Annotated in this window: 24 protein-coding genes; 13 read left to right on the top strand and 11 right to left on the bottom strand. The window is 52.2% G+C overall.

The genetic code is table 11. The features are described from left to right. The first annotated feature begins 248 nt into the window (after nt 1–248). On the top strand, nt 249–2,600 hold the full coding sequence (locus ACO0K9_RS24945; RefSeq protein WP_422989531.1) for a hypothetical protein: 2,352 nt from the start codon (nt 249–251) through the stop codon (nt 2,598–2,600). A 240-nt stretch (nt 2,601–2,840) separates the two neighbouring features. Continuing rightward, a complete protein-coding gene (locus ACO0K9_RS24940) occupies nt 2,841–4,214 on the top strand; it encodes a GDSL-type esterase/lipase family protein (protein WP_422989529.1) in 1,374 nt (457 codons plus the stop codon). A 14-nt stretch (nt 4,215–4,228) separates the two neighbouring features. Here the strand turns inward: ACO0K9_RS24940 and ACO0K9_RS24935 are convergent, their stop codons facing one another. The 3 genes from ACO0K9_RS24935 to ACO0K9_RS24925 form a co-directional block, all read right to left on the bottom strand. Then, nucleotides 4,229–5,452 carry a Bcr/CflA family efflux MFS transporter gene (locus ACO0K9_RS24935; protein ID WP_422989527.1) on the bottom strand — a complete coding sequence of 408 codons (1,224 nt, stop codon included), beginning with the start codon at nt 5,450–5,452 and terminating at the stop codon, nt 4,229–4,231. A 130-nt stretch (nt 5,453–5,582) separates the two neighbouring features. Further along, on the bottom strand, nt 5,583–6,773 hold the full coding sequence (locus ACO0K9_RS24930; protein ID WP_422989525.1) for an ROK family transcriptional regulator: 1,191 nt from the start codon (nt 6,771–6,773) through the stop codon (nt 5,583–5,585). A 115-nt stretch (nt 6,774–6,888) separates the two neighbouring features. Next, the gene (locus tag ACO0K9_RS24925; RefSeq protein WP_422989523.1) at nt 6,889–7,032 is read right to left on the bottom strand and encodes a hypothetical protein; all 144 of its coding nucleotides are present in this window, start codon (nt 7,030–7,032) and stop codon (nt 6,889–6,891) included. A gap of 104 nt (nt 7,033–7,136) precedes the next feature. Here ACO0K9_RS24925 and ACO0K9_RS24920 point away from each other — a divergent pair, with 104 nt between their 5' ends. Next, entirely contained in the window at nt 7,137–9,887 is a 2,751-nt protein-coding gene (locus tag ACO0K9_RS24920; RefSeq protein ID WP_422989521.1) for a TonB-dependent receptor, read from the top strand. Nucleotides 9,888–9,955: 68 nt separating this feature from the next. Beyond that, on the top strand, nt 9,956–10,777 hold the full coding sequence (locus ACO0K9_RS24915; protein ID WP_422989519.1) for a DUF1868 domain-containing protein: 822 nt from the start codon (nt 9,956–9,958) through the stop codon (nt 10,775–10,777). A gap of 40 nt (nt 10,778–10,817) precedes the next feature. On the opposite strand, the gene ACO0K9_RS24910 is transcribed toward ACO0K9_RS24915, so the two are convergent. From ACO0K9_RS24910 to ACO0K9_RS24900, 3 genes are all read right to left on the bottom strand, one after another. Then, complete coding sequence (locus ACO0K9_RS24910; RefSeq protein WP_422989517.1) at nt 10,818–11,948, bottom strand: GGDEF domain-containing protein; 1,131 nt, start codon at nt 11,946–11,948, stop codon at nt 10,818–10,820. A 226-nt stretch (nt 11,949–12,174) separates the two neighbouring features. Then, nucleotides 12,175–12,558, bottom strand: a complete 384-nt coding sequence (locus ACO0K9_RS24905; RefSeq protein ID WP_422989515.1) for a hypothetical protein — start codon at nt 12,556–12,558, stop codon at nt 12,175–12,177. 98 nt (nt 12,559–12,656) lie between these two features. Then, the gene (locus tag ACO0K9_RS24900; RefSeq protein WP_422989513.1) at nt 12,657–13,049 is read right to left on the bottom strand and encodes an MAPEG family protein; all 393 of its coding nucleotides are present in this window, start codon (nt 13,047–13,049) and stop codon (nt 12,657–12,659) included. A gap of 52 nt (nt 13,050–13,101) precedes the next feature. Here ACO0K9_RS24900 and ACO0K9_RS24895 point away from each other — a divergent pair, with 52 nt between their 5' ends. The 5 genes from ACO0K9_RS24895 to ACO0K9_RS24875 all read left to right on the top strand — a co-directional run bounded on the left by ACO0K9_RS24895 (nt 13,102) and on the right by ACO0K9_RS24875 (nt 16,362). Then, entirely contained in the window at nt 13,102–13,416 is a 315-nt protein-coding gene (locus ACO0K9_RS24895) for a hypothetical protein (RefSeq protein WP_422989511.1), read from the top strand. Nucleotides 13,417–13,534: 118 nt separating this feature from the next. Continuing rightward, nucleotides 13,535–14,185 carry a hypothetical protein gene (locus tag ACO0K9_RS24890; RefSeq protein WP_422989509.1) on the top strand — a complete coding sequence of 217 codons (651 nt, stop codon included), beginning with the start codon at nt 13,535–13,537 and terminating at the stop codon, nt 14,183–14,185. A gap of 1 nt (nt 14,186) precedes the next feature. Then, nucleotides 14,187–14,576 (top strand): hypothetical protein, encoded by a 390-nt coding sequence (locus ACO0K9_RS24885; protein WP_422989507.1) that lies wholly within the window; start codon nt 14,187–14,189, stop codon nt 14,574–14,576. A gap of 81 nt (nt 14,577–14,657) precedes the next feature. Further along, on the top strand, nt 14,658–14,789 hold the full coding sequence (locus ACO0K9_RS24880) for a hypothetical protein (RefSeq protein WP_422989505.1): 132 nt from the start codon (nt 14,658–14,660) through the stop codon (nt 14,787–14,789). A gap of 1,159 nt (nt 14,790–15,948) precedes the next feature. Continuing rightward, the gene (locus ACO0K9_RS24875) at nt 15,949–16,362 is read left to right on the top strand and encodes a hypothetical protein (RefSeq protein WP_422989503.1); all 414 of its coding nucleotides are present in this window, start codon (nt 15,949–15,951) and stop codon (nt 16,360–16,362) included. An 89-nt stretch (nt 16,363–16,451) separates the two neighbouring features. On the opposite strand, the gene ACO0K9_RS24870 is transcribed toward ACO0K9_RS24875, so the two are convergent. Further along, complete coding sequence (locus ACO0K9_RS24870) at nt 16,452–17,417, bottom strand: MBL fold metallo-hydrolase (RefSeq protein ID WP_422989501.1); 966 nt, start codon at nt 17,415–17,417, stop codon at nt 16,452–16,454. Between the two features lie 173 nt (nt 17,418–17,590). Here ACO0K9_RS24870 and ACO0K9_RS24865 point away from each other — a divergent pair, with 173 nt between their 5' ends. Continuing rightward, nucleotides 17,591–18,883 carry a GNAT family N-acetyltransferase gene (locus ACO0K9_RS24865; protein ID WP_422989499.1) on the top strand — a complete coding sequence of 431 codons (1,293 nt, stop codon included), beginning with the start codon at nt 17,591–17,593 and terminating at the stop codon, nt 18,881–18,883. A 211-nt stretch (nt 18,884–19,094) separates the two neighbouring features. On the opposite strand, the gene sodC is transcribed toward ACO0K9_RS24865, so the two are convergent. Beyond that, nucleotides 19,095–19,607, bottom strand: a complete 513-nt coding sequence (gene sodC / locus ACO0K9_RS24860) for a superoxide dismutase [Cu-Zn] SodC (protein WP_422989497.1) — start codon at nt 19,605–19,607, stop codon at nt 19,095–19,097. Nucleotides 19,608–19,922: 315 nt separating this feature from the next. On the opposite strand from sodC, the gene ACO0K9_RS24855 reads away from it, so the two are divergent. Then, a complete protein-coding gene (locus ACO0K9_RS24855; protein ID WP_422989495.1) occupies nt 19,923–21,173 on the top strand; it encodes a hypothetical protein in 1,251 nt (416 codons plus the stop codon). A 101-nt stretch (nt 21,174–21,274) separates the two neighbouring features. Here ACO0K9_RS24855 and ACO0K9_RS24850 read toward each other — a convergent pair whose 3' ends face one another. Next, nucleotides 21,275–22,399 (bottom strand): DUF4157 domain-containing protein, encoded by a 1,125-nt coding sequence (locus ACO0K9_RS24850; RefSeq protein WP_422989493.1) that lies wholly within the window; start codon nt 22,397–22,399, stop codon nt 21,275–21,277. Here ACO0K9_RS24850 and ACO0K9_RS24845 point away from each other — a divergent pair. Next, nucleotides 22,388–22,552 carry a hypothetical protein gene (locus ACO0K9_RS24845; protein WP_422989491.1) on the top strand — a complete coding sequence of 55 codons (165 nt, stop codon included), beginning with the start codon at nt 22,388–22,390 and terminating at the stop codon, nt 22,550–22,552. The two genes, ACO0K9_RS24850 and ACO0K9_RS24845, sit on opposite strands and share 12 nt — an antisense overlap. 502 nt (nt 22,553–23,054) lie before the next feature. Next, nucleotides 23,055–24,590 carry a family 43 glycosylhydrolase gene (locus tag ACO0K9_RS24840; RefSeq protein WP_422989489.1) on the top strand — a complete coding sequence of 512 codons (1,536 nt, stop codon included), beginning with the start codon at nt 23,055–23,057 and terminating at the stop codon, nt 24,588–24,590. Nucleotides 24,591–24,740: 150 nt separating this feature from the next. Here the strand turns inward: ACO0K9_RS24840 and ACO0K9_RS24835 are convergent, their stop codons facing one another. Together ACO0K9_RS24835 and ACO0K9_RS24830 are read right to left on the bottom strand one after the other, a co-directional pair. After that, on the bottom strand, nt 24,741–25,436 hold the full coding sequence (locus ACO0K9_RS24835) for a glutathione S-transferase family protein (protein WP_422989487.1): 696 nt from the start codon (nt 25,434–25,436) through the stop codon (nt 24,741–24,743). Between the two features lie 88 nt (nt 25,437–25,524). Then, a complete protein-coding gene (locus ACO0K9_RS24830) occupies nt 25,525–26,496 on the bottom strand; it encodes an MBL fold metallo-hydrolase (RefSeq protein WP_422989485.1) in 972 nt (323 codons plus the stop codon). Nucleotides 26,497–26,573 lie beyond the last annotated feature (77 nt).

The following is a 26,573-nucleotide window of genomic DNA, read 5'->3' as shown; positions in this document are numbered from 1 at the left end:
ATAAAAAAATCAAGGAGACGCTGTAATGAAAATCAAATGTGGACGCATTTCCGCATCCGTTCGTCCTGCGCGACGTACTGCATGCCGACCTCCAGTGGATTAGCCACTGGCACGCGCTGGCACGCACTAGCACCCGATTATCAGCAACTACGATGTCTGTTCAATACTGTCCCAACAAAACAGGGAGGCAGTTTGTCGCCTGCTGCATCGACAAGTGAACCCCCGACTATCAGTGAAAGACCAATATCATGAAACGCTTTTTTTCTTTGCTTCCTACTACAGTGGTAAAAAAAGATGTGGCAATGGATCGCCCGGGACTGGCATTGCCACCTTCGGCCTATGTCACCAAAGGCAGTAATGGTCGCAACATCCCTGCACGTAACGTCAACGTCCGCCGCATTCTCGCGCGTGTTGTGCTGGCCGTGCCCTTGTTGGTGACAATCGGGGTGACCATCGGGGCAACTACACTGCCAGCACAGGCCGCCCCAGTCTATACGTGGAACAACGTGAAAATCATTGCTGGCGGCTTCGTTGACGGCATCGTTGCCCATCCTGCACAGCAGGGGCTGTTTTATGCCCGCACCGACATCGGCGGCGCCTATCGCTACAACTCAGCAACCAGCACCTGGATTCCGCTCAATGACTGGACAAGTCCATCCAATTGGCACCAGATGGGTATCGAGAGCATCGCCATCGATCCTAACAATGCCAACATGCTTTACATGGTAGCAGGCATGTATACTCAAAACTGGGATGGCAATGCAGCCGTGCTGGTGTCGTCGAATCAGGGTGCCAGTTTCACCTCGTATCCCTTAAGCTTCCGTACCGGCGGCAATGACGATGGCCGCAATGCTGGCGAAAAACTCCAGGTTGACCCAAACCTTGGCTCTACCCTGTTCTATGGCACCTTCAACGATTCGGCGCAGGGTGCCACCAACGGGCTGTGGAAAAGCACCAACAGCGGCAAGAACTGGACAAAAGTCAGCGGCTTCCCCGCACTCTCTAACGATGGCACCGGCTCAGGCGTGGCTTTCGTCGCTGCCTACAAGGCGTCAGGCAGCAAGGGCAGCGCGACCAAGACTATCTTTGCCGGCGTCTCTACTTCGGGCGCGGCCTCAAGTGGCACGACCATCTATAAAAGCGTAGACAACGGCACCACCTGGACGGCGGTGACCGGTGGGCCTACCGGTCTGTATCCAACGCACGGCCAAATCGGGCCAGACGGCAATTTGTATATCACCTTTGCCAACGCCATTGGCCCCAACGGGATGACGGCAGGCCAGGTGTGGAAGTACAGCATAGGGCCAGGCAGCTGGCAAAACATCACACCGCCTAACCCCAACAGCTACCAGTTCGGTTATGGCGGTCTGGCGCTTGACCCGCAGAAATCCGGGGCGCTGGTTGTGATGACCATGGATCGCTGGTATCCGGGCGATACCATGTTCCGCAGTACCAACGGCGGCTCCAGCTGGGTCGATGTCGGTGCCGCATCAACCCGCAATTCCAGCCTGTCGCCCTGGGTGAATTTCGGCAGCGCGACTGCCAGTTTCGGCAACTGGGGTCAGGTGGCGATTGATCCTTTCAACTCGGCACATGCCTTTTACGGTACCGGAGCAACCGTGTGGAGTACCACCAACCTGACCGCCGCAGACAGCGGTAAGGCAAGCAATTGGACCATCGGCGCCAACGGTATCGAAGAAACGGCAACCCTTGCGTTGATCTCGCCAACCTCAGGCGCACCATTGATCAGTGGCGTAGGCGACATCTGCGGCTTCGTACACACCAGCCTGACGGTCTCTCCGGCCACGGGCATGATGTCCAACCCGATCTGCTGGAACGGCACCGGCCTCGATTACGCCAAGTCCGTTCCGGGCAAGATTGTGCGTGTCGGTACCGGGTCGTCGGTATTCGGCGCAGTCTCCACTAACGGTGGCAGCAGCTGGACGCCATTCGCCAACCAGGCAGGCTCTGCCACCGGCGATGGCACGGTAGCCATTTCAGCAGACGGCAATACCATCGTCTGGGGGCCGAAAGACGTGGCTCCCGCGTATTCTGTCAACAACGGTTCCAGTTGGACTTCGACAGGACTACCAGTGAGCCCATCCTGGCAAATCTTGTCTGACGGTGCCAACGGCAATCTGTTCTATGCCTACAATTCGTCTACTGGCACTTTCTATGCCAGTGCCAATAAAGGCGTGAACTGGTACACGGCGTCCAGCGTGGCGACTGGTGGCAAGGTGACGGCAGTAACCGGCAACCAGGGGGATATCTGGCTGGCCTCTTCGTCCGGTCTGTATCGCAGCACCAGTTCCGGTTCGAGCTGGACCAGGATATCCTCTGTGACGTCAGCCATCTCGGCAGGCTTTGGCAAGCCAGCAAGCGGCGCGACTTACCCGACCATTTATATGGCGGGGACGGTCAATGGCGTAACTGCCCTGTTCCGTTCGACTGACACCGGCAACACCTGGGTGCAAATCAACGACAGCCAGCATCAGTGGGGCGGCTACAGGTTCGTGATTGGCGATCCCAAGACCTTTGGTACAGTCTACGTAGCACCCAATAGTGGTCGGGGCATTATCTACGGCACCTCGCCAAACTGAACCTTGTACATTCTGGAAACTGGAACAGCGAACTCTCGCTTCCAATTTTTATCATGTCAATGAAAATGACAGCGGCACATGCAGTCACTGCTGTACAACTATTTCCGTTTGAGTAACTTGGATAGGACTAACGCAAAATTGTCCCAACAAGGCGCAACGACGAAGACAGTACTTTAGTACGGCTAGGAGCTGCAACGCAGTTGGGGCGGTTTTGCGTAAGTCTTATTGGAAAATGAATCAATGAAAATAATAAATCGGTCGCCGTCTTCCATCGTCACATTTTCTGTCAGGTTGTTGATCTGCTCCGCATTCTTCATGGGCGCTGTGCCAAGTCTGGCTGCAAGCCCAACATTGCCGACACCAGCTGATGACCGCAATGAAACCATCGTGTATTCGACGCGTCCGCTGGAATCGTGGCATGTCACTGTTGCTGATTTTGAATCGCAGACAATATTGAACGGTACATCCACCGTGGTCCCCAGACCTGACAACCCCAAGGTGCCCAACAGCATTGTCAGCGTGAATGTATCCGGCAAAGACGCGTCTGCTGATGCGCTGGCGCTGCATTGGAAAGATGCATGGTATGCCAGCTTGCGCATTGACGGTGGAACGCCGCTCGATTTGCGTCCCTACCTTCTGCAGGGAGTGCTGGCATTCGACGTTAACGTGGAAAATATGGCGCAAGGTGGCCTGGCGTTCAAGATCAACTGCGGGAAAAACTGCGAACGCAAGATCCCTTATCTTGTACAGGCGCGTGCACTGGCTGGTAAAGGCTGGCAGCACCTGGTTTTTTCCATGCGCTGCTTTGCGCGCGAGAGCGATGATTTCAGCGCAGTGACGCAAGCCTTTGCGCTGGATGCCAGCGGCACCGGCGACGTGACCGTTGCCAATATCAAATTTCAAAAATCGGGCGTAGCTAATACGGCGTGCCCCGATTATAAAACTGAGTCGGTCACGCCAGATATGCTGAACGAATCCTGGTCTATCGACTGGTGGCTGTTGCGGCATCAACAGAAACTGGAAGAAATCAGGAATCTCAAGGCGCAGCATGAAAACAGTGAACTGGTGTTCATTGGCGACTCCATCACGCATAACTGGGAAAAAGATGGCATCGACGTATGGAATCGCCATTACCGGCAATACCATGCGCTGGATTTGGGTTTTGGCGGCGATCGCACAGAAAATGTGTTGTGGCGATTGCAGCATGGCGAAGTGGATGGCATAGCCCCCAAGGTCGCGGTATTGATGTTCGGCACCAACAATACCGGCGCGCGTCAGGAAAACCCCATGACCACCGCAGTGGGAATCAAACGCAATATCGAAGAACTGCAGCAGCGCTTGCCCAACACCAAAATCCTGATGCTGGCGATTTTTCCGCGTGACGAAAAACCGGACAGCCAGTTGCGTCGGATCAATGAAGATATCAATGCGATCATCTCTGGCATCGCAGATAACAAGAAAATATTCTTCCTGAATATCAATAAAGCCTTTTTGACTGATGACGGTACCCTGTCAAGAGACATCATGCCGGATTTGTTGCACCCCAATGCAACAGGCTACGCTATCTGGGCAAAGGCAATGGAGCCGGAATTGCGAAAATTGATGCAGCCGTAATGTTCATTTGAAAATCAGGCATCAACCTGCCCTGCAATGTCACCATACCGCTGCACCCAGGTCCAGGCGACGGCGGTCGTCAGCAGTGCACAGATTGCTATGCCATCGACCATGCCTTCGCGCCCTGTGGGCAAGCTGGCTTTCAGGATTTCACCCAGCAGGATGGCCACTGCCGTAATCAAAAAACCGCATAAAGAAGATGCCGTCGCGGCCAGTTTGCTGAACGGTGCCGACACGGCCGACTGGCCGCATGACTGATGAATGGCATGCGCAAACAAGAATAAGGACTGTGGCAGCAGGATGGCCCAGATCGATTGCCAGCCCATCTGGTTCAGCATGACGATGGCGACACCACCGGCCAGGGTAATCAGGCCCGCCATTTTCAAGGTCTTGCGTATACCGTGTTCGGCCAGCCATTGGCGACAGGCAAAGGTACCGGCCAGGTGCACGAGGGAACTGATGGAAAACAGATAGCCCAGTTCCAGCACATCCAACCCGTACAGATCAGTGAAAACAAAGGGCGACAGCGACAGAAAAAAATAATGACCGGCATAGCTGAATGCCGTCAATGCCGCATAGCTTAAAAACAGGGGGTGCCGCAAAATTTGGCTGAACTGTTTCAGGATACCGGCGATATTCGCCTGCTCTGATTCATGGGCGGGTACAGTTTCTGGTAACTTGAAGGCGATGAAGATCAATGCCAGGGCGCTGCAAAGTATCAATGTCCCCAATGCCGCACGAAAGCCCCCGATATAAATCAGACTGGCCCCCAGCAGCGGACCAGCCAGCGAAATCAGGCCCAGCCAGGAAAACGCCAGCGACAGCATACGTATGCCATCCACCGGCTGGAAACAGTCACGCACGATGGCACGTGCACAGACACCAGCAGCAGCGATCCCCAGCCCCTGAAAAACACGGCCCACCAGCAATACAGCAAGCTGGCTGGTAAAGGTGACGAACAGGCTGGCCACCAGCAACATGCCCAGGCCAAGCAACAAGACCCGCCTGCGCCCCAACCTGTCGGCCACCGGCCCCCAGAGAATCTGGCCAAAGCCAAAACTGAGGACCAGTATCGATAAAGTCAGTTGCGCCTGGGCGTCAGAGATACCGAGTTTTTCTTTGAGTAATGGCAGCGCTGGCAAATACAGGTAGCTGGCGACGGGATGCAGGCCCAGCAATAAGACCAGCGCGCATAACAAAGCTGCCTGCCCCATCTGCCTGGTTTCGCTTGCTTGCATCACTATTCACTACTTTCTAGTCTTAAAACCTGCTTACGATCTTACAGATGAAATTCATCCCGCATGGTAGCAGCGCCAGCCCCCGCAAGGGTCATGACAGTTTCGTGACAGGTGCAGGCAATCCGGTCCGTCAAAAGAAAAAATGCTGTTTCAAGGGTAATGATGCGGCCCCGATTGCGGTCGCGTCGCCACTGATTTCTGAAGCGACAATCACCGCCTGTGGGCGTTGCACACCGCGCCTGGGGATATTGTCGATGACCAGTCTGGCGATCAGGCGGTCGGCCAGTGCCTTTGGCAAACGCCCGCCCAGCACAATGCGTTCAGTATCGAGTATGCCGACTATTGCTGACACCACCAGTGTCAGCGCTGGCAGGCAACGTTCTATCCAGCGTTCCACGCAAGGCCAGGTCAGGTCCAGGTGTTCCAGCATGTCGTGGATGGTGGTGAAAGACTGGCCATCTTCATTGCACATCAGGCGCAGCATTTCCAGGGTTGGGCGTTCCAGCCCCTGCCCCGGCAAGAAACCGGCAAATTCACCGGCATTGCCGTGGGCACCGCGCATGCACTGGCCCTGATACACGATGCCACCGCCAAAACCGTGACTAAAAAACAGGTAGGCAAAATTCTGGCAATGCATGCCCACGCCCAGCAGGCTTTCGCCGATGGCGGCGGCATTGCCGTCATTGTCCAGCCAGACCGGGTAGCCGATTTCTTTTTCCAGCAGCAGATCAAGATCGATCAAGGCCAGGTCATCCAGGGGTGCGGGCGGGTTCAGCCTGGAACCCTGGCCAACAAAAAATCCCGTCATGCCCACCCCCACACCAAACAGGCGATTGCGTGCCATGGGGTGCAGGTCCAGCAACTGGTCGATGGCAATACGCAGATAACTGCACAAATCCAGCCGCGTGATGGGAGTCATGCGTTTGGTGGACTGGCCGATCAGGTTGCCAGCAAAATCAATCAGCACCAGATTGATTTCATCGGTAGCGATCGAGGCACCGATGCAAAACGCAAAGTCAGCCACCAGGGCAATCTGCGGGCTGGGCTTGCCCCTGGCCTTGCTCGGCAGGGCATCGGTAAATACCAGCAGACCCCGGGCTGCCAGGTCATCCACCAGCCGCATCACCGACTGTGCCGCCAGACCGGTCACCCTGGCCAGGTCTGCCCGGGTCACTGCCACCTTGCGGCGTACCAGGTCCAGCAGTTGCCTTTCATTGGCGGTCACCGTGACAGGCGCACGGACTTCTCGCGAAAATTTGCTATGAAACCGCAGGTTGGCATGAGGATTATTTTGCAGTGGCAACAGTGGCAACAGTGGCATACAGTGGCAAATTCAGGATGGATACAAGGATAAGGGTTACGCTGCAATAACAGTAACAGCAGCAACAGTAGCAGCGCGGCACAAGTTTGAATTAATTATATAAAAATTAAATCACTTACGCTGAGTAAATATGCCTGGCTGACATTTGAAGGCCTTCTTCCTGCCATTGCAAGCCGGCATCCTCGTCTATCAAGGCATCTTCCCCCTTTAAAATGAGCAATAAAACAAGCATTCTCACAAAAACCACAAAATTTTCCATTTGCAGCGTTTCATGTAATAATTAAGTCACAGGAAGTGAATAAAATAAAAAAGGATGCGCTGACCCATTTCCAGGGGCAGACAAACTAACCAAGAGGATGACAAATGAAACCAGCACCCCGTTCCGGCAATAGCCGCACTAGCCACAATACCCACACCAGTCAACATCGCAAGCCTCAGTCCAGCCTGCTGCCACACGTCTGTGGCATGAGCCTGATTGCCATGGCCGTCAGCAGTGCTTATGCACAAACTACACCAACAACAGATACCAGCAAGAAAACCGAAGATGACGTCAACACCATTGTCGTCACCGGCAAGGCATTGGCACTGAACAAGGCCATTTCCCTGAAGCGTGACTTCAATACCATTGCAGATGGCATTTCTTCCGATGAAATCGGCTCCATCCCTGATTTTGGTCTGGGTGAAGCGGTACAGCGGGTGGCGGGTGTGTCGATGATTCTGAACAATGGCCGTGGTGAAGCCCAGTTCATGACCCTGCGCGGCCTGAACCCTGATTACAATTCCCTGACCATCGACGGCATCACTTTCCCTGGCACAGAAACCACCAGAAGAACAGTGTCCCTGGACGTATTGCCTTCTTCATTTTCAAAACAGGTGAATATCTATAAAAGCCTGAATGCCGACATGGATGGCAATGCCATCGGCGGCACCACCAACCTTGTGACCCGCAGCGGCCTGGATAAACGCGGCTTTCACATCTCTGGCCGGGCCGATGTCTCACAATGGCGGGCGCTGGAAAAGAGCGATTCCAAACCATCGGGGCAAGCTGAAATGACTATCAGCAATACCTTTGGCGAAGACAATCAGTTTGGCGTACTGGTGTCTACCGGTTACTACAAACGGCAATCCTCGTCCTTGCTGACTTCGCTGGACAGTTATAGCTATTTCCCGACGACGGGCAGCCAGACCAATGCGGCAAAAATCAATCAGACCACGGGCAGCGTGGATGGCAGCATCGCTTTCCCTGACCGCGAAAGATGGCTGACCTATGACAATAACCGCGAGCGCAAAAGCCTGTTCGCCCGCTTTGATTTTGATAATCGTGAAAACCTCAGCGCCCATCTGAGCGCCGGCGCGTTTGAGCATGTCAACACCGAAGACCGCCGCTCGCAATGGCTGCAAAATGCGACGGCAGCGACCTCACCCGTGAATATCATCTCTGCCACCGAAGGCAGTGTCGGCGTGGGGCAATCACAAACTGATTATTCTGCCTTCACGCAAACCCGGCGTATCAGTTATGTGGAAGGCGGTTTCTCTTACATGCCAGCCAAAGACAGCGTGATTGAAGCCGTCGTCAACAGCGCCCTGGGCAGCTACCGGCAAGAATCACAGTTATATACCTTCGTCAGCGCCAATTCTGCCAGCCTGGCGTACAACTACAGCTTCATACCCGGCCAGATGCCGGTACTGACACCCGTCAACCGCGCCTACCTGCAAGATGGCAAAAATTTTACGCAGACTGAAAACACGCGCAATGATGAACAAAGTAAAAACCGTTCCGTGGTTGCCAAAATCAGTTTTTCAAAAAACCTGGATGAAGGTTCCAGCGGCTGGGGTTTCAAGACCGGACTGCAATCCCGCAAGCTGACGCAAAACTATAACTTCGACGAAGTATCCAAATACATCCCTGCGACCGGCGTCAGCATCCCCCTGTCTGCCGTGGGTGCCAGCACGGTGGCGATCACGCCGTATAGCAGCAATGGCCAGACCCTGCTGTTGCCTGATCCGGCCAATGGCCAGGCTTACCTGGGTGCCAATCCGGGTAAATACATCCTGTCCAGCGCCACCATGATCACCAACAGCACGCAAAAAGACTTCAACATCAAGGAGGACGTGAATGCGGCCTATGCCATGACAGCCTATCGCGCCAGGAACTGGTCAGCCACGGCTGGCCTGCGCTATGAAGAAACCAGGCTGGATATTGACACCTATGTGCCAGCGCCGCTGAACCAGACTACCGTATTTGCGCCAAGCGCTTTGCATTCTTCTTATGCCAAGGCACTGCCTTCGCTGAACCTGATCTATGATTTCAGCGACAGTCTCAAATTAAGGACTGCCTACAATAAATCACTGGGCCGCCCTACCTATGCGGACCTGGCACAAAATTCCAACAGCGTCAGCGGCACCACCATCAGCATCACCCAGGCCAACCCCAACCTGGTGGCACGCTCGGCCAACAATTTCAATGCCTCGCTGGAATGGTATCCATCCAACACCAGCATGATTTCGGCAGGCGTATTCCGCAAAGACATAGACAATGAAATTGCCAAGCTCACCCGTACTGAAAACGTGACGATTGCCGGCACCATCTACCAAAGCAATATCACGCAGGCACAAAATGTAGGCAGTGCCAGCGTCACCGGGCTGGAACTGCAGTTGGTGAATACCAAATTCAGCAGCCTGCCCGCCCCTTTCAACCAGTTTGGCGCCAGCGTCAACTACACGATCATGGATATGAATCCCTCTGCCGTCACCATGCAAAACAAGACGCAAAGGCAAATGCCGGCATTACTGGAATCGGCAAAATCCACCGCCAATGCGTCGCTGTTGTGGGGCAATGGCGCCATCAGCGCACAACTGAGCTATAACTGGACCGGCCCTACCCTGATCACCCTGTCCACCACCAATGCCGCGCAAGATGTGTATTACAAAGCCTTTGGCACCTTTGACAGCCAGATCAAATATGCGTATTCCAAACAGTTGGCCATTGTGATGCAGGCAAAAAATCTCTTGAATGCACGCCCAGGTCGCACCACCGGCTTGCAACAACAATTATTGCAACAGGAATTTGACAATGGCCGGGCGCTCTTCCTGGGCCTGACCTACGCCATGTAACACAAGTCAAAAAATTTGAAAGCCCGTGGCAGCCAGCATGCGGTCACGGGCAATACGGAGAACACCACATGCAAATCAGCAGAAGACAATTATTGTTGGGGCTGGGCAGCGCCGTCAGTGCCAGCCTGCTCAAACCTGCCTGGGCCGGTGCGGCTGAAGCAGCAGCTTGCGATGGGGCATCCCCTACCTCTGCCCCTGCCACCAAACCGGCGGATACAGGACCGGGTAAAAAATTTGGCACTGCAGGAGAAGTGCAATTTTTCCCTGGCAATACCATCATCTGCCACCTGCCACCAGCCAGCACAACGCATACAGAAGTCGCCGTCGCCTGGCAGCAGTTGCAAAACCTGACAGCCAAGACGCACATCACCTGGCTGCCCTCCACCTCTTATCATGTAACGATTTTTGAAGGGGTGGTTGATGCCATCAGGCGGCCCGGCAATTGGCCGCACGGCCTGCCACTGGATGCACCGCTGGAAGAATGCCATCGCTACCTGGCTGAACGTCTGCGTCAATTTGATCTTGGTATCACACTGCCGCTACGCTTGGTGATTGATGACACGCCCCGGCAAAAAATCACGACCGCCATCCCGCTCAAATGCATCGACGATGCCGAAGCCAGAAAGCTGAGTGACTTGCGCAACCGCCTGTCGCTGGCGACGGGCATCAGGCAAGCCAATCATGACAACTATGAATTTCATACTACGGGGGGCTATTACGTAAAGCAGTTCAGTGACTGTGAAGCAATCACTTACCAAAAGAATTTCCAGGCGATGGTCAGCAAGCTGAAGAAAAAACTGCCTGTCATCGAATTAGGCAATCCCGAATTTACCCAGTTCAGTGACATGAGCCATTTTGAAAGACAGTTTTACTTGTCCAGCCGCAGCTAGTTGAATTGGCTGCGTAAGAGTAATTTAGCGACTTGGCGACCTACGATTTTTCCATGCCAGACATACAAATCTGGTTGCGTCCCTGCGCCTTTGCGGCATACAGTGCTTCATCGGCGCGGGTGACGGTTTTTTCAAATGCTTCACCGATCTTGTATTGGGCGACACCGATCGACACCGTAAAGCTGATCTGTGCCCCGGCAAAGAGGATGACGTCAGCAGCAACGGCAGCACGTACCCTTTCCAGGCAGATCAGGCCGACATTGAGTTCGGTTTCAGTCAGTAGCACCAGAAATTCTTCGCCGCCCCAGCGCGCCAGCGTGTCCGTGGCACGGATATTCGCCTGTACCGTCTGGGTGAATTTTTGCAGGGCCAGGTCACCGGCTTGATGGCCATAGGCATCATTGACGCGCTTGAAATAATCAATATCCAGCATGGCGACCAGCAAGGGATTCGATGCGCGGTTACTACGCTGGGTTTCGCGCTGTATCAGTTCCAGCATATAGCGGCGGTTGGCGGTGCCGGTTAATTCATCATGGTTGGCGGTGAGCTGGATTTTTTCCAGCGCCTGCGTCAGTTGCTGTTTCTGGTGACGCATATGCTCGCGCATTTCGCGCAGACGCCAGGTCAGGAAAGTGGAACTGGCAAGTACAATCACCGCCATGAAAAAATAGGCACCGTACAAGGAAGCCGCATCCCTGCCGCTTTTCTGCTGAAGCGCAAACAGGATGGCGATGCCAAACAAGAGCATGCCATACAGCGCCACACTGACCACCTGGCGTATCGACAAACCAAACATGCCAAACATCAGTATCACCGCCAGCAGCGGCAAGGTCACGCCACGGCCATCACCAGCCAGTGCAAAGGCAGCCGCGTTGCAGGCAATCGCACTCAGCATTTGCACAAAGGCCATCGACGGATCAGCCCAGCGCATGGAATAGCCGCTGCGTATCAACGCATACACAATCACCAGCATTGTCGTGCAACAGGCGGCCCAGATCTTGACATTGCCCATGCCGGCAATACCGACTGCCTCCATGAAAAACAACACACCCATGCTGGCCACCATCAACAAGGCAGCCAGCACAAACTGACTGGTACGGATGCGCATCGCCTTTCCGGTGCCTAACACCAGATCCAGACCACGCCTGACCCCTGTCCTTTTAGTGGGCATACCTCAGACTCCGACAATGACTTCTGAAAGCAATCTTTCCTACCAACAATAGTACAGGAAGTGAACTTGCGTATATGTCAAAAAACGTGTATTCCGCTTGCGGTGTGTACTTATGGCTTCATCATACCTTGACGCCTGCCTGCATCAAGCTCAAAAACCTGATTGGCATCAGATCCGGTCAGCCTGGCCATCCAGACAGGCCATGCCACTGCTATTGGCATGGTCGCTATGCCGATGTTGTATAAATATAGCGAACCGCGGCCATGCTCAAGGCAAACAGATAAGCACAGGTAAAACGGTGCCAGGCTGAACCTGATGCGCTATCAGAACGCCAACTGGCCACCAATGCCAACAAGAACCCAATACCGACCGGCATCAGCACCAGATTCAACAGACGTGCTACTGCCGTGTGGATAAAGTGGTGAGGAAAAATCAGCAGGCTGATGCCACCGGCAATCAGGCCAAAAATGGTATAGCCAAAGGCAGCCAACCAGGGATTGACCGGCTCATCCTGACGCCGGTTCAAGGCCTGGCCACCAACATTGGCCAGGATTTCTGCAATAAGCTGCAGCAGCACTTCGCCAAAGATTTCAAAGATAAATTCAATCATGGGCAGAGCTTCAGCAAGCTTGATTAACTGAAAGGCGAGGCATCATTCCCCGGCTACGTACTGCACACCTACCACACACCACCTACCTGCCGCATGCCTCAATGCAGCAACAATTGCACCGCCACCATGGCCTGTGCCACGAAACCGCTGAGAAAGCCCAGGGTACGTATCCATGGTATGCCCAGGGTGTAAGTAACAGCATGCACCAGGCGCGCCCAAAAATACAACATACTGGCCGTGGCGATCATCGGGTTCGATACCCCCATGGCATTGGCCAGCAAGATCAGCGTGGCAAACACCACCAGGTTTTCGACCGCATTGTTATGCGCTTTCATCAACCTTTGCGCCCATTTGGATTGGGGCTTGGCCTCTTCGTCATAACCGACTGTCGACACCAGCCCACGAATCAACAAGCGGTCCAGCGTATACGGCAGCCACAAAATACTGGTCAGGGCCGTGGCATAGCAAAGGTAAAGCAGTTCTGGCTTCATGGTTATCTCCCTTATTGATCACGTCATCTTTTTGCAACGCCCGGAGATTATGATGCCAAGATTTACTTTTGTACAACTATTTACGGCGTTTCTGTGTATTTTTTGGAATAAAGGCATACAAAACACTGAAAAGCGCGTGCATGCGCGGCGCGCGATTTTGGCAAATAAGTATTCAGCAACATCAGGGATTGTCGAAAATAGTTTTATTTACACTTTTTTTAAAAAATTTCCCTGCTTGGTTTATGCTTCTGCACGGCAAGTCCTGTTGGCCCGGGCAAAAAGATATTGCCTTAGAACGTGTCTACGATCTGTAGCGAGCGAGCGTCAGCGGGGTGAAGAGCAGCGCAAAAAGCGGAATGTACTCTAGTACATGAGCATTTTGAGCAGCACATGAGCCCCGATCACGCTCGCGCAGTAAGATCGAAAACATGTTCTTAGATAAACCAAGATGTGAGCTGAAACAGCTTTGAATATATTGCGCACTCATGAAAAAGAAAATCACTCCATGTCTAGCCTTTGCCAGCATCTTGTTCTTGCTGTCAGCATGCAATAGCTCTGATACGCGATATGTGTGGGATGGTGCGGTGGTAGAAAGCAAGTATCAGGATTTCCAAAGAAAAATAAAAGACCAGGATGCTTTGAAAGAACTTGAATTCAGAAACTCACCTGGCGCACCTGCAAAAGCGGGCATCCTGACTGATGCCATTGAAACGCAGATTGATAAAAAGGGAATACACACCTTCGCCCGTGGCCAATGCGCATCGGCATGCGCCAACATTTTTCTGTTAAGCCCACAGCGAACTTTATTACCGTCCCTGAATAAAGTCCGTACGCACTTGATGATACATGTATCCAGAGCGAGTGATAATGGAGAAATAGACTACGGCGGCTCTGAGAAAATGAACAAAAGAATTGTTTCAAAGAGCGCGGGGAAGATCCCCTTAGAATTGCTTGATAAAATTTTTGATGCAAAAAATAAACAGGGCGGCATCTATATTTTCCGCGAACCCATAGTGACCGATCAGGGCGAAGCCTATGTTCTTTTCTGTGCAGGAGACGAAGTACCATTTCTTCGTACCTGCAAGCCGATGAAAGGAATCAAGCCGCAAGACTTGGGTATTTCGATTGGTGTATGAAATGCAGATTTTTTCCACCAATTTTCCACTCGTCGCGATGAAGAGAGAAATCGAACTTGCAGAAGACGAGAGAAAATTTTTGATCGATAAGGCCAAGAAATATGACAGCTTGAAAGAGATACGGGCAGTCCAAAAGAAGTTTTTTTATGCCATGAAGGTTGATGAAAAAATTACGCGCCTGGGGCAAGAGCCCATACTTTATCGCGTGGGAAGATGGACGGCGTCGACAGCGGTAATGAGAAAATACGGAATCACAAATGTGTTCACGGACGACAATTACGGTAAGCTCGATTACATAAAAAATTCCAAGTTTACCCCGTTCGTGTTTCGAAAAGGCCTGCTCAGTTTTGATCTCGATGATCAGGACAACTTAATTCCATTGACGGAATAATTTTTCGATAGGAAATAGTTGAAAATTTATCTTGGACTCCTGAAATATTGAATAAACTGACAAATCAGCGCAGCATTTGGAATGTCAAAAAAAATTATCGAATTAATGAAGCAAGATGCACCGGTTTTTGTTGTTGGTGAATCTCCTATTCCAGGGCCGGAAGAGATAGTAAATTTACTTCGATTAGCAGGCTATACAATCACTGAGGAATAACACATGCGTTGGAAAATTTCAAAATTCAAGCTGCCAATATTATGTGGTTTTATAACTTTTTTGGTCAACCTTTTAGTGGCAGTACTAAAAGAGATACTAACGTCTTTTGACATTGTATTCATCTTGAAGATATTCGGCTATTCTTTTCTATTAGGCTTCGCGATTGCTTGGTTTGGCTCTCTGTTTAAAAGAGATGTCGATTAGTACTAATTTTTAACCGATTTTAAAACTTTAGAAAACTATATAAATTGGAGTCACATAATGAAACCTATGACGGCAATAGTATTAACAATTAGCGTCTTTACGCTAATTCTTAATTTGGCTCTCGGATATTTTCTTTTTTTTGTCGTTCAGGGAGAAAATGATTCTGTTGTAGTGGGGATGAAGCTCTCGTTCCTGGCGATTGTCTCGGTACTTGGCGTTTGGTTTATGTGGTCACATAGGACAGCAAGAGGCATCTCGTACCGCATCTGGTAGTCGGTAGCAGGCCATATAGTCACTGAGGAATAATACATGAGTTGGAAAACTTCAAAATTCAAGCAACCAATATTATGTGGTCTCGTCAGTTTTTCGGTCGGCCTTTTGGGGAGCATATTAAAAGGAGTGGTAACGTCTTTTGACATTACAATCATCTTGAAGATATTTGGCTATTATTTTCTACTAGGCTTCGCGATTGCTTGGTTTGGCACCCTGTTTAAAAGAGATGTCGATTAGGATTAATCTTTAACTGATTTGAAAACATATGCACGTCTGGTGAGTGAATAAGGAAGTATTTCTGCAATTCACATTTTTATGAACGAAATAGTCATGTCAATCTCCCTCAAGGATGTTCTACGCTTGGTCATCCCGATATCTATCGCATCGATAGTTACGAATTTTATTTTCCATGAACTGGAAATTAAACACAGTGTCTTAATTTTTTCTGAGAATTTCGATTTAAGGCTTGCGCTAGCCTACAGTTTTTCATTTTTCATTGTGCTGTTCGGAGTTCATTGGCTGTTGGGAAAACACCCGTTTTTTAAGAAGAAATAATTATGGAATCTGTGTGCTGCCTTACTGCATGTCTGTAATGAATCGAGGTTTACTGTTTCTGGTTTTCTGAACGTAGTAAAGCAAAGTGTGTGTCGGGTTTTAAAAAAATACACGAAGAAAGTTTCAAATGAACTCAACAAAATCAAACAATCTTGGTAGTGAGAGCATGGCGCTCTACGCACTCATCATCTGTAACCTTGCAATACAACTATTTTATATTGCCAACGCCATCCTCAACCAGGCACCATTTCTGAGCTTTTGCTTACCTGCCTTCGCCTTATTTATATTGTATGGATATGTGGGTGTTGGTGAGTACAAAAAAATGGATGCACAGACAATGATCAAAGGGAAAAATTCTTTGAAGATTGGCGTCATGTTTCTTTTGGTCTTGATGTTTATACTTGTGGCGAAATTCTGGAAGACCTATCCGCTGGGTATTTCAGACGCATTTATATTGGCTCTGTCATTTAGCAATACAAAAGATTACATTGTAGCTGTGCTAGCGATACGTAAATTTGCAAGTCCAACTGATCCGCAATGAACATGCATTCTTCCTGTTTTTATTTCGTTGGAACAGACAGACCAATCAAGCGGACCTGCTGACAACAGGTCTCTGGTGAGCCGACATGCTCAAAGCACCTCCACCCGGCTCAACTCGCCATTTTTATGCAGTCTGAACCGGGCAAAGTCTTCTGCCAGGAACAGCTGGCCGTGGTAATGGGCTTGTGCTTCGGTGCGGATGTCGGCAATCGATGGTGATAGCGTCGCATCAAACTGGTAACGCGGGCTGAAGTGTGTCAGCACCAGGTTGGGTAAATCTATGTCTGCCGCAAATGTGGCCACGTCGGCGGCAGAACTGTGTTGTACCCGTGGGCCGACTTTTTCTGCGATGTCGGCAGTGTACGTGGCCTCGTGCACCAGCACCTGGGCTGTTGCGCATACCTCGCGTAGCAGGGCTGGTGTGTCGTTGTCACCACCTACCACGATGCGACGGGCAGCATGCGGGTAGGTCAGGTAAGCGCTGCTGTGCAGGGTTTGTCCTTCATGGACGACATTTTCACCATTCTTCAACTTGCCCCACAAGGGGCCTTGCGGTATGCCTTCGGCACGTAATTTTGCAATATCCAGTACGGATTCTGTGTGTGCTTCGGTAAAGCTGTAGGCGAACGAAGGCACGCGGTGCGACAGCTTTGTGGCTTGCACATGCAGCTTGCCGTCGGTCCAGTCTTGCATGTTTTCTACAGCGATAAATTCCAGCTCAAACGGTAAAAACAATTCCGTCAATTCTTGCGTTGCTTTCAGCCAGTCAGCAATACCTGCCGGGGCAATAATCGGTAAGGGCGCTTTGCGGCCCGACATGCCCGCCCCTGCCAGCAAACCCGGCAAGCCATAGCAATGGTCGCCATGAATATGGGTAATAAAAATCGCCTGCAAGCCATGCACTGATAAAGGCGTGCGCTGCAACTGATGCTGCGTGGCTTCGCCACAATCGACCAGATACCAATCACTGCCCTGCTCTGCCAGAACAGCCAAGCCGGTCACATTCCGCTGCCGCGTCGGCGCGCCGGCAGAGGTGCCTAAAAATAAAATATCCACAAAATCCTTTTATACTTTAACGTCTGTTTGGCCCTTGACACAGTGCGCCGCAAATAAGTCAACGCACAGCGTGATACGCCACATTAGCACAAAGCGCCGGTGCAGAAACCATGTCCATGTTTCGACTGGATATACAATACACAAAATCCAGATTCTTAAACCAGACCACGCCCATGAAAATTCCCGCCGCCCTGCAATCGCTGACCAGCTCACTCATAGAACGCAACAAGGAAAGAAAACGCCTGCGTGGCCCGGCGGATTTGCATTATGCGCTGGCCGATTCCATCAGCCTGCTGGATGCAGCGGCATGGCAAGAGGTGACGGCGCAGGCTGGTTTTTTTATGTCGCTGGATTATCTCAGCACGCTGGAACAGGTGTTGCCCATCAACCTGTCGGCCCGCTATGCACTGATTTTTAGTGGCCTGGGTGCCGGGCGCCAATTGCTGGCGGCGGTGTATATGCAGATTGCCGACATCAGTCTGGCGCAGGCGCGGCCAGAGAAACCAGACAAACCCCTAGATGCCGATAAAAAATGGGGCTTGCCGATAGACCAGTTGGCGCAGGCGGCCAAGCAGCGCGTGCTGACTTGCGGTAACTTGCTGATCTATGGGCAGCATGGCATTGCCTTTGCGCCGGATGTGGACAGCAAACTGGCCTGGCATGGTGTGGTGGAAGTGCTGTACCGCGTGCGTCAGGCAGAAAAACTGGCGGGCAAGACCCATTTTGTGATGATCAAGGATTTGCATGATCCTTATATCAAACAGGCCGCGCATCTGGAAAACCTCAGCTATCGCTATATCGAAACCGAACCCAATATGATGTTGACGCTGGCGCCAGAATGGAAAAATTATGACGATTACCTGGCCAGCCTGGCATCCAAGTATCGCGCCAATATCCGCAATGCTATTTTAAAACCGATGGATGAAGCAGGCTGCACGATAGAACACTTGCCGGACCTGGCCCCGCATATCGACAGCATTTTTGCGCTATACAAGGCGGTGCAGGTGAATGCAGGTTTTCGTCCGTTTGAACTGCTGCCGGATTATTTTTTGGCGCTGCAACAAGTTGCTGGCGATCGCTTCCGCTGCAGTGTCATCAAACGCGATGGCAATTTGCTGGGCTTTTTGATTTCGGTGGCGGATGGTGATACGGCGATTGCCTACCACATTGGTTTTGACCGCGTTGCCGCAGCCGATTTGCCGATTTACCTGCGCTTGCTACATGCCGGCATTGCCGACGCACTGGCGCTGGGGTGCAAGCAGATATCGTATGGCCGTACGGCGCTGGAACCCAAGGCCGCCCTGGGTGCCAAGCCGCAGACCTTTGGTATTTTCGTGCGCCACCGCCAGCCGGTATTGAACAAGCTGATGAAGCGTCTGCTGCTGGGCATAGAACATGAAGACGCGCCGGAACGCAATCCCTTCAAGAAAGCCAAAGGCGGCAAGGATGCGGCAGAGGCAGTATAAAAAGCCTCAGCCGCAGCTTGCTACCCTGCGTTCCTTATTTGCTTTTTTATCTGCGGTTAAGAACCTGTTTACGATCTGTAGCGAGCGAGCGTCAGCGGGAGTGAAGAGCAGCGCAAAAAGCGGAATGTACTTAAGTACATGAGCATTTTGAGCAGCACATGAGCCCCGCGTGGACTACGATTGCGCTCGCGCTTAAGATCGTAAGCAGGTTCTAAGAAACGCCGCAGACCACGCGTGCACCACCCCCACCCAATACTGCCGGATGGTCAGAGTGGTTGTCGCCGCCGATATGTATCATCAGTGCGCGGCCTTTCATGTCTGACATCTTCAGGCGTGGGGCCAGCACCGGCTGGTTGGCATTGCCACTGGCATCAACAAACAGGGGTGGCAAATCGCCCAGGTGGCCATCGCCCCATGGGGTGCCGTGGTGGTTGCTGTTTTCTGGGTCATAATGGCCGCCAGCTGCGACGGCGGGGACCAGCTTGCCGTCTTTTTCTTTGGTGCTGCAATCGGCATTCTGGTGCACGTGGAAGCCATGCAGGCCGGGTGTCAGGCCTGTCAGCGCCGGGGTAAACACCAGGCCATATTTAGTTTCAGAAACAACAACCTGCCCCAGTTTGCTGCCGACGCCAGCTTCGCTGACCTGGTTCATGGGAATGGTAACGTCAGCCATTGCCAACAGGGGAAAGGCGGCGGCGAGACAGAAAAACAGACGTGATTTCATGTGAGGTTCTCCAGGTATGATGCATAGAATGCAAGTGATGGTTCATTTTCAGCGCAAGCAGCAGGTGGCTGCCGCGCAATGCCCTTGACTATAGGTGACAATCGGCGTCTTGGCAATTTGAAATGCCTTTAGAACCTGTTTCCGATCTTAAGCGCGTGCGCAATCGGAGTCCGCGCGGGGCTCATGCGCTGCTCAAAATGCTCATGGTCTTAGAGTACATTCCGCTTTTTGCGCTGCGTTTTTGTTACCCTGACCCCGCTGATGCAAGCACGCTCGCTACAGATCGTAAACAGGTTCTTAAGAAAGTGCAGCAGTTTGAACAAATCCGGTGCTGACTGGTGGACAAAAGTCTGGCGCTGCTCGCATAATCTGCATACAGCTGCGACGCGACTCTACGACACTATTCTACGACTCCACCCCAGCAGGCCGATTGACTACCAGAGACAGATCGTGTTCGCCTTCAACTTTACCGCAAAAAACCGCGATCAGCAGGCCGTCACCGACCGGGTGGTCGCTGCCAGCTATGAAGACGCACTGGTGGTACTGAAAAAAGCCGGTTATACCGATATCCACATGATCAGCAGCCAGGACACGGCCATCAACCTTGATGATGTCAATTCCAGGAACCGGCTGGAACTGACCGCAGCAGAAGAACAGCAGTTGCAACGCCAGCCGCGCCTGCTGGTGCAGTTGGCCATGCTGTTTGCCCGCAATGCCAGTTGGTGGGGGCCGCTGCTGGTGTGGTGGGCGATTGCCACCGCCCTGTATGGTAAAGGCAGCACTGCCGCCTTCATCCCCGCTGTCTTGCTGGTGTTACATGTGCTGGGTTTTATCTGGTCCAAGGTGCCGATGATCCTGTACAACCGGGCGCTGCAAGCCTGCACCTGGAACCGCTGGACAGAGGCAGAACGACTGATGCGCGCCATCGCCCGCTGGAAATCATGGTTCAAGACCCCCATGCCAGAACATGAAATCATCTTTCGCCTGGCCACTGCCGAAGCTGGCCAGGGCCGCCTGGCTGATGGCCTGAAACGGGCTGCGGTATTAAAGCATAGCCGCTCGCTAAAGCCAGGCTTTTATGAATCCAGGTTGTCGTCCATTTATTTTGCCGCCAGGGATTTCCAGCAGGTTGCCGTGGCCCAGCACGCCGCGCGCAAACTGAACCCCGGCATCAGCTCCACCATCGACCTGGCCACCACCCTGGCACGCCGCCTGGGTAATGACAAAGGGGCAGAATTGCTGTTGGCCGATATCAACATCGCCAATCTGTCACAGATGGAACGTCTGTATTACCAGTATTGCCAGGGCATCATCAGCCTGCATACCGGGCGGCCAGAGCAAGCCATCACCCAACTCAGCGATGCGCATGAACTGACCAGCGCCTATGCCAGCATGCCGTTGATGCAGGCCACCGTCACAGAAATCCGCGCCCATCTGGCACTGGCCTTGTGCGCCTGCGGCCGCCAGGTGGAAGCCAACCCGCACGCACTGGCCGCCCACACCATGCTGCTGGCATGGCAGGATACGGCGATGCTGCAACGTCTGAAGGATGCGTTACGGGGGTGAGGGATTGGTGGGTGCGCTGGATCGTGTATTGCTACAGGGGCAGCCTGATGCTGCTCACAGCAACGCTAATGTAAGGTGCTTCCTGGCTATTGGAACCAGTTTTACTGCGGCGCGTCATAGTCGCCCAGCGCTGCCAAAAATGCGTCATAACTGGCGTGTGCCTTCAGAGCTGCTTCAATGATTGTTTTTTTCACAGTCCACTTTGGCGGGTAACATGTAAACAGGTCAAAAGTTGTGCCATTCAGGTTGTCGCAAAGCATCTCAATATTGACATATTTGCCGCGCATTTGACCACCAGAAGGCCACCAGGTAAATTTGTCGAGATTAGCTTTTATCTGCTCCATCAATCCATAAAATTCACCTCCGGTGACATCAGAAAATAATGCGACAGTATCGCCTTCAAAATCTGTCTCAATGCGCTTCAAATCAAAAATGCCACGGGGTGTATGCCGGTCCCAAATATGATTTAAAGCGTCATCTGAAACTTCCAATTTTGTTGGCTTGATAGGCCCCCTCCTTTTTCTCCTTGTCGCATCATCCAGTCGTGCCAAAGCTGTTTTAGGTTTTTTATTAGATTTGCCATAAATGGCAGTAATTCCATCCTCTTTTAGAAACTCGTATTCGACAATATCCCCGTCTTTGTATTCCCCATCTTGCCATTTCGCGTCAGCGTTGATTTCCCGAACAATTCCGCTTCCGGCACCGCGGATTGATTTTTTATCGTCTTGCAAAATGCCTGTCATTATCGCCAATTGAAACACCGGCCGCCCCGATACCGCCATTGCCTGCCTGATCTCACCATCCTTGCCACCCCCACTCATCACCGCAGCCGTACCCGCACTCAGCGCCCTTGCGCCCATGGCATCGGCTTCCGATTCCAGCCCGACGTCATCATTGATGCTGGTACCTGATTTCATCTGGAAAGTTGGCCTGACGCGGCCCTGCTTTTGCTGCACCACGTGCCAGGCTTCATGTGGTAAATGCTGTTCTTGCCCGGGTGCGATATGAATGTCCGTGCCTTGTGCGTAGGCATGTGCCTGCATGGCTGCCGGTTGTGCTGAGTTGTAATGCACCTTGACATCATCCATCGCCATGCCGGACAGGTTTTCTACCCCGGCTTTTAGATTGTCTGGCATGCCGGTGTTATTCGATACGGGTGCGCGGTTTTCTGCCGCTTGGCCAGCCTGCCGCTGAACCGGGGTCTGCCGTACTGAATGCTGCTGCATGCGCTGGGCCGTGGCCCGCATTTGCTGTGCCTGTGGGCTGCTGTTCATGGTGGCCTGCAAGTTGCTCAGCCGCTGCGACTGCTGGCTATGGTCGGCCATTTCCTGAAAACGTCCTTGCAACGCCGCCTCTGGTCGATGATCAACAAAGGCTGAAGCCACATCCGCAGCCAATTGACTGACAGGCGCAGTCTTCAGCGGCTGCGCGTGCTGCGCGTGCTGTGTCTGCTGTTGTGTTTGGCCAGGTGGTGCCGGAACTTGCGTCTTCATGGGGGTCTGCCGCTTGTCGTTTTAAGGTGATGTCAATCCAATTTTGCTTTACGTCGTCAGCATCTATCTTTCAATACGGGTAACAAAGCAAACCCGTATTTCCTCATGGCAATGCCAAATAAATAGCATATCGTAAAGATTATTGCACAAGACGGAGGAAGATAAACAAGGATTTGCATGCACAAGCCAGGCCGACATGGGGCATGGGCATAGGACATGGGCAGCCCCATCACTCATATGCCAAATCCATCTAGCAAAATTGAAAAAAGACATTAGTCATTTCCAGGATACTCAAGGATGCTGCTTGTCGGATGAGCAATATCTGTATTGCGCATCCAGATTCAAATTTCCACAAATCAAACTAAAAATCACAATAACGGAGACAAAAATGAACATGAAATCCACATGGGGATTATCGGGCAAATGCGGCAGATGGGCCAGATTGTTACTGATAAGTGTATGTGCCTTTGCGGCCATGCCCTCTTACGCAGCCAGCCAAGTGATACAAAATGACGTGTTTTGGAAAGATACATCCGGCACCCCTATTTATTCTCAGGGTGGCGGTATATTGAAGGTGGGCAGTACCTATTATTGGTATGGCGTTAAATATAATGGCGCTGTCACTTATGCGGCCAATCCTGCATCTAAAAATTCAGACACTAGTTTCAATGCGGTGACGGTGTATTCGTCGACCGATCTGGCACACTGGAAATTTGAAGGCAATGCGGTGTCAGTGGCGCCGGCAGGGCAAGTGTTTGAATCAGCCACATGGCTAGGCCGCCTGGGCGTGGTGTACAACAGCACGACGCACAAGTATGTGTTGATCACGCAATATTCCAGCACTGCCACCGGGGGCGGCGTGTTGTTCGCCACCAGCAGTTCGCCCACCGGCCCATTTGTGTATGATCACTTGCAGGCACAAATTACCAATGTGGTGACGCCTGCTACGGGTGACCAGACGGTGTTCATCGACGATGATGGAAAGGCATATTTGGTCTTCAGTAATTCGAATGGTCGCTCGCATTTGTATGTCGCCCCTATCCGCACATCTGATTCATTGAACATCGAAGCAGCCACCAATGTCTACAACAGCGGATCAGGCGGTCGCGAAGGCAATGCCATGTTTAAATACAATGGCACCTATTATTTCTGTTCATCTGATCTGCATGGATGGAACGCCTCGCATACCTACTGCATCACGGCCAACAATATTACCGGCCCCTATTCTGCTGAATTTGTGATGACGGGCACGGATGCCGATTTTTCACATGTGACACAGACCGGATTTTTTATTCCTGTGCAAGGCAGTGCCGGTACGACGATTTTGTTTGCTGGTGACCGCTGGAGTGATTTTGCCGGAAACGGTATCGGCTATAACCAATGGACACCACTCTCGTTTAGCGGAACCACGCCCAAATTCAATTCGCTGAGCCAATTCAATCTGGATGCAGCGACTGGTGGCTGGACTGTGGGCAGCGGCAACAACTACATTTTGAACCCCAGTTTTGAAGCAGACCGCGTAGGACAAAACGTCCTGGCTGGCTGGTCGAACTGGAGCAATTTGTCAGGCGTAGACCCCAACAGCAATGTCGCTGGTGGCCACAGCGGCCGCTGGGCCATGACGCAAAGTTACACTGCTGCCTACAGCGCCAGCATGTACCAGAATGTCACCCTGCCAAACGGCACTTACACCCTGACAGCCTGGGTAAAAAGCAGCGGTGGACAAAGCATTGCGAGGGTGTATATCAAAAACTTTGGCAGTGCTGAAATAGATTATTCCATCAACACCACCATCGCTAGCTGGACGCAGATTTCCATTCCCAATATCGTCGTCAGCAATGGCACGGCACAAGTGGGCGTGTACTCGGTGGCAAATGCCAACAACTGGGTCCGGGTGGATGATTTTACGTTGATCAAAAACTAGGGCGTGTAGAAAGAAACAGAACCTGCCCACCCGCCATAGCGTCTATGCGGGTGGGCACAACAAGCTTATTTGCTTCCTGTGTCTATTCAGGCCAGTACCTGTACGCTGCACTGTGCGCTTGATTCTCAGACACCACTACCTGTCTCCATATCATGCTGCAGCCAGGCGCGCATTTTGCGGATACATCGCCGCCAGGGTTTCAGCATCCATTGCTGTCTTGAAGGCATGCGCCGTCTTTAAATTGTCTGCACGCTGGGCGGCAGGCCGGGCATTGATATCGTCGAACAAGCGTTTCACGTTGGGTAACTGGTGCCAGGCATCGTCACCAAGGATGAAGGGTATGGCACGCGCCCATCCCCAAAAAGCCATGTCAACGATGCTATAGGCATCACCCACCAGATACTGCTGCTGCGCCAGACGTGCATCCAGAATGCGCCAGTGCCGCCACGCTTCAAAATCATACCGGTTCAAGGCATAGGTTTTGGGTTCCGGTGCAAAATGCCTGAAGTGCACCGCCTGCCCAGAAAACGGCCCTATACCGGTAGCAATAAACATCAGCCATGACAGCATGTCGGCACGGCTGGCCAGGTCAGGCCCAGGCAAAAACTGGCCGGATTTTTCAGCCAGGTAAAGCAGGATGGCATTGCTGTCAAACACCACGGCACTCGCCTCGTCATCAAAGATGGCCGGTGTTTTTCCGTTAGGGTTAATCGCCAAAAAATCCACGCCATGCTGTTCACCTTTTTGCGTATCGACAGGCACCAGTTCATACGGCAAACCAGACTCTTCCAGAAACAACGCTATCTTGGCTGGATTGGGGGACGGGTGATAATAAAATTTGATCATAGCCAGACCTTTTTAAGAATTTTCCATTCGATTTAGTGGATGATGGGCCGCATCAATGAGCCCATCATCCGCTTCAAACTTCAGGAAATTATTGCATCTGCGTAAAATTTACCGGTACCCATTGATACGACGAACCCGTCTTTTTCAAATGCCCCAGCCCGGGAAACTGCATGTGTGACGCGCCTATCAGCGTGCCGTCTTTTGCTGCCTGCGTAAATATTTTCTGGCGCGTGGCAGCGGCTGCTTTGGCGTGGTTGTCAAAGGTGACGGAGACTTCCGGCTTATCCAGTTGCACGGCTGCGACGTGGATCAGATCGCCAGCCAATAACAGCTTTTGGCCCTGGCTTTCAATCAGGTAAGACGTGTGCCCTGCGGTATGCCCGTAGCTGGAATACGCGGTCAGGCCCGGCAACAATTCACCATCTCTGGCAAAGGTCTGCAACTTGTTGGCTGCCTTGTAGGGGTTCACTGACGCCATCGCACCCTGGAAAAATCCCTTGGCGTCAGCAGGTGCCTGCTCCATATTCTTTTGACTCAACCAGTAATCTGCCTCGGCCTGGTCCACATGGATGTTGGCGTTGGCAAATACGATTTCATTGTTGAGCATCAAACCGCCTGCATGGTCAGGGTGCAAGTGGGTCAGGTAGATATCGTCAATTTGTCCGGGTTCATAGCCAGACGCCTTCAGATTGGTGATCAGCTTGCCCAGGCTGGGGCCAAACAGGCTGCCAGTGCCGGCATCGATCAGGATCAGTTTGCTGCCAGTGTTGATCAGGTAGACGTTCACCGAGGTTTCCAGTGGTGCCTGCAAAAAAGATTTCGACAGCGCGGCAGTAGTTTTTTCTACTGGCTCCATCAAGATTTTATCGACCGGCAGTTTGACCGTGCCATCACTGAGGGCGGTCACTTCAAACGCGCCCAGCATCAGGCGGTGATAGGCAGGTGCCGATGTTTTTACCATCGGTGCGGCAGCCAATGCAGGTGTGCTGCCCACACCCATCGTCCCGACAACAGACAGGAATAAGGCAGCGCGGGCAAATTGCAGCAAGGTGTTCTTCATCATGATTCTTCCTTCGGGCGTTGATCGCCATGGGTTACAGGGTTACGGGGTAATGTGGGTTATTGCGTTGTTGGGTG

Origin of the sequence: Undibacterium sp. Ji50W, from assembly GCF_049340445.1 — a bacterium.
Lineage (GTDB): Bacteria > Pseudomonadota > Gammaproteobacteria > Burkholderiales > Burkholderiaceae_D > Undibacterium.
This window is presented reverse-complemented; position numbering and strand designations above follow the sequence as displayed.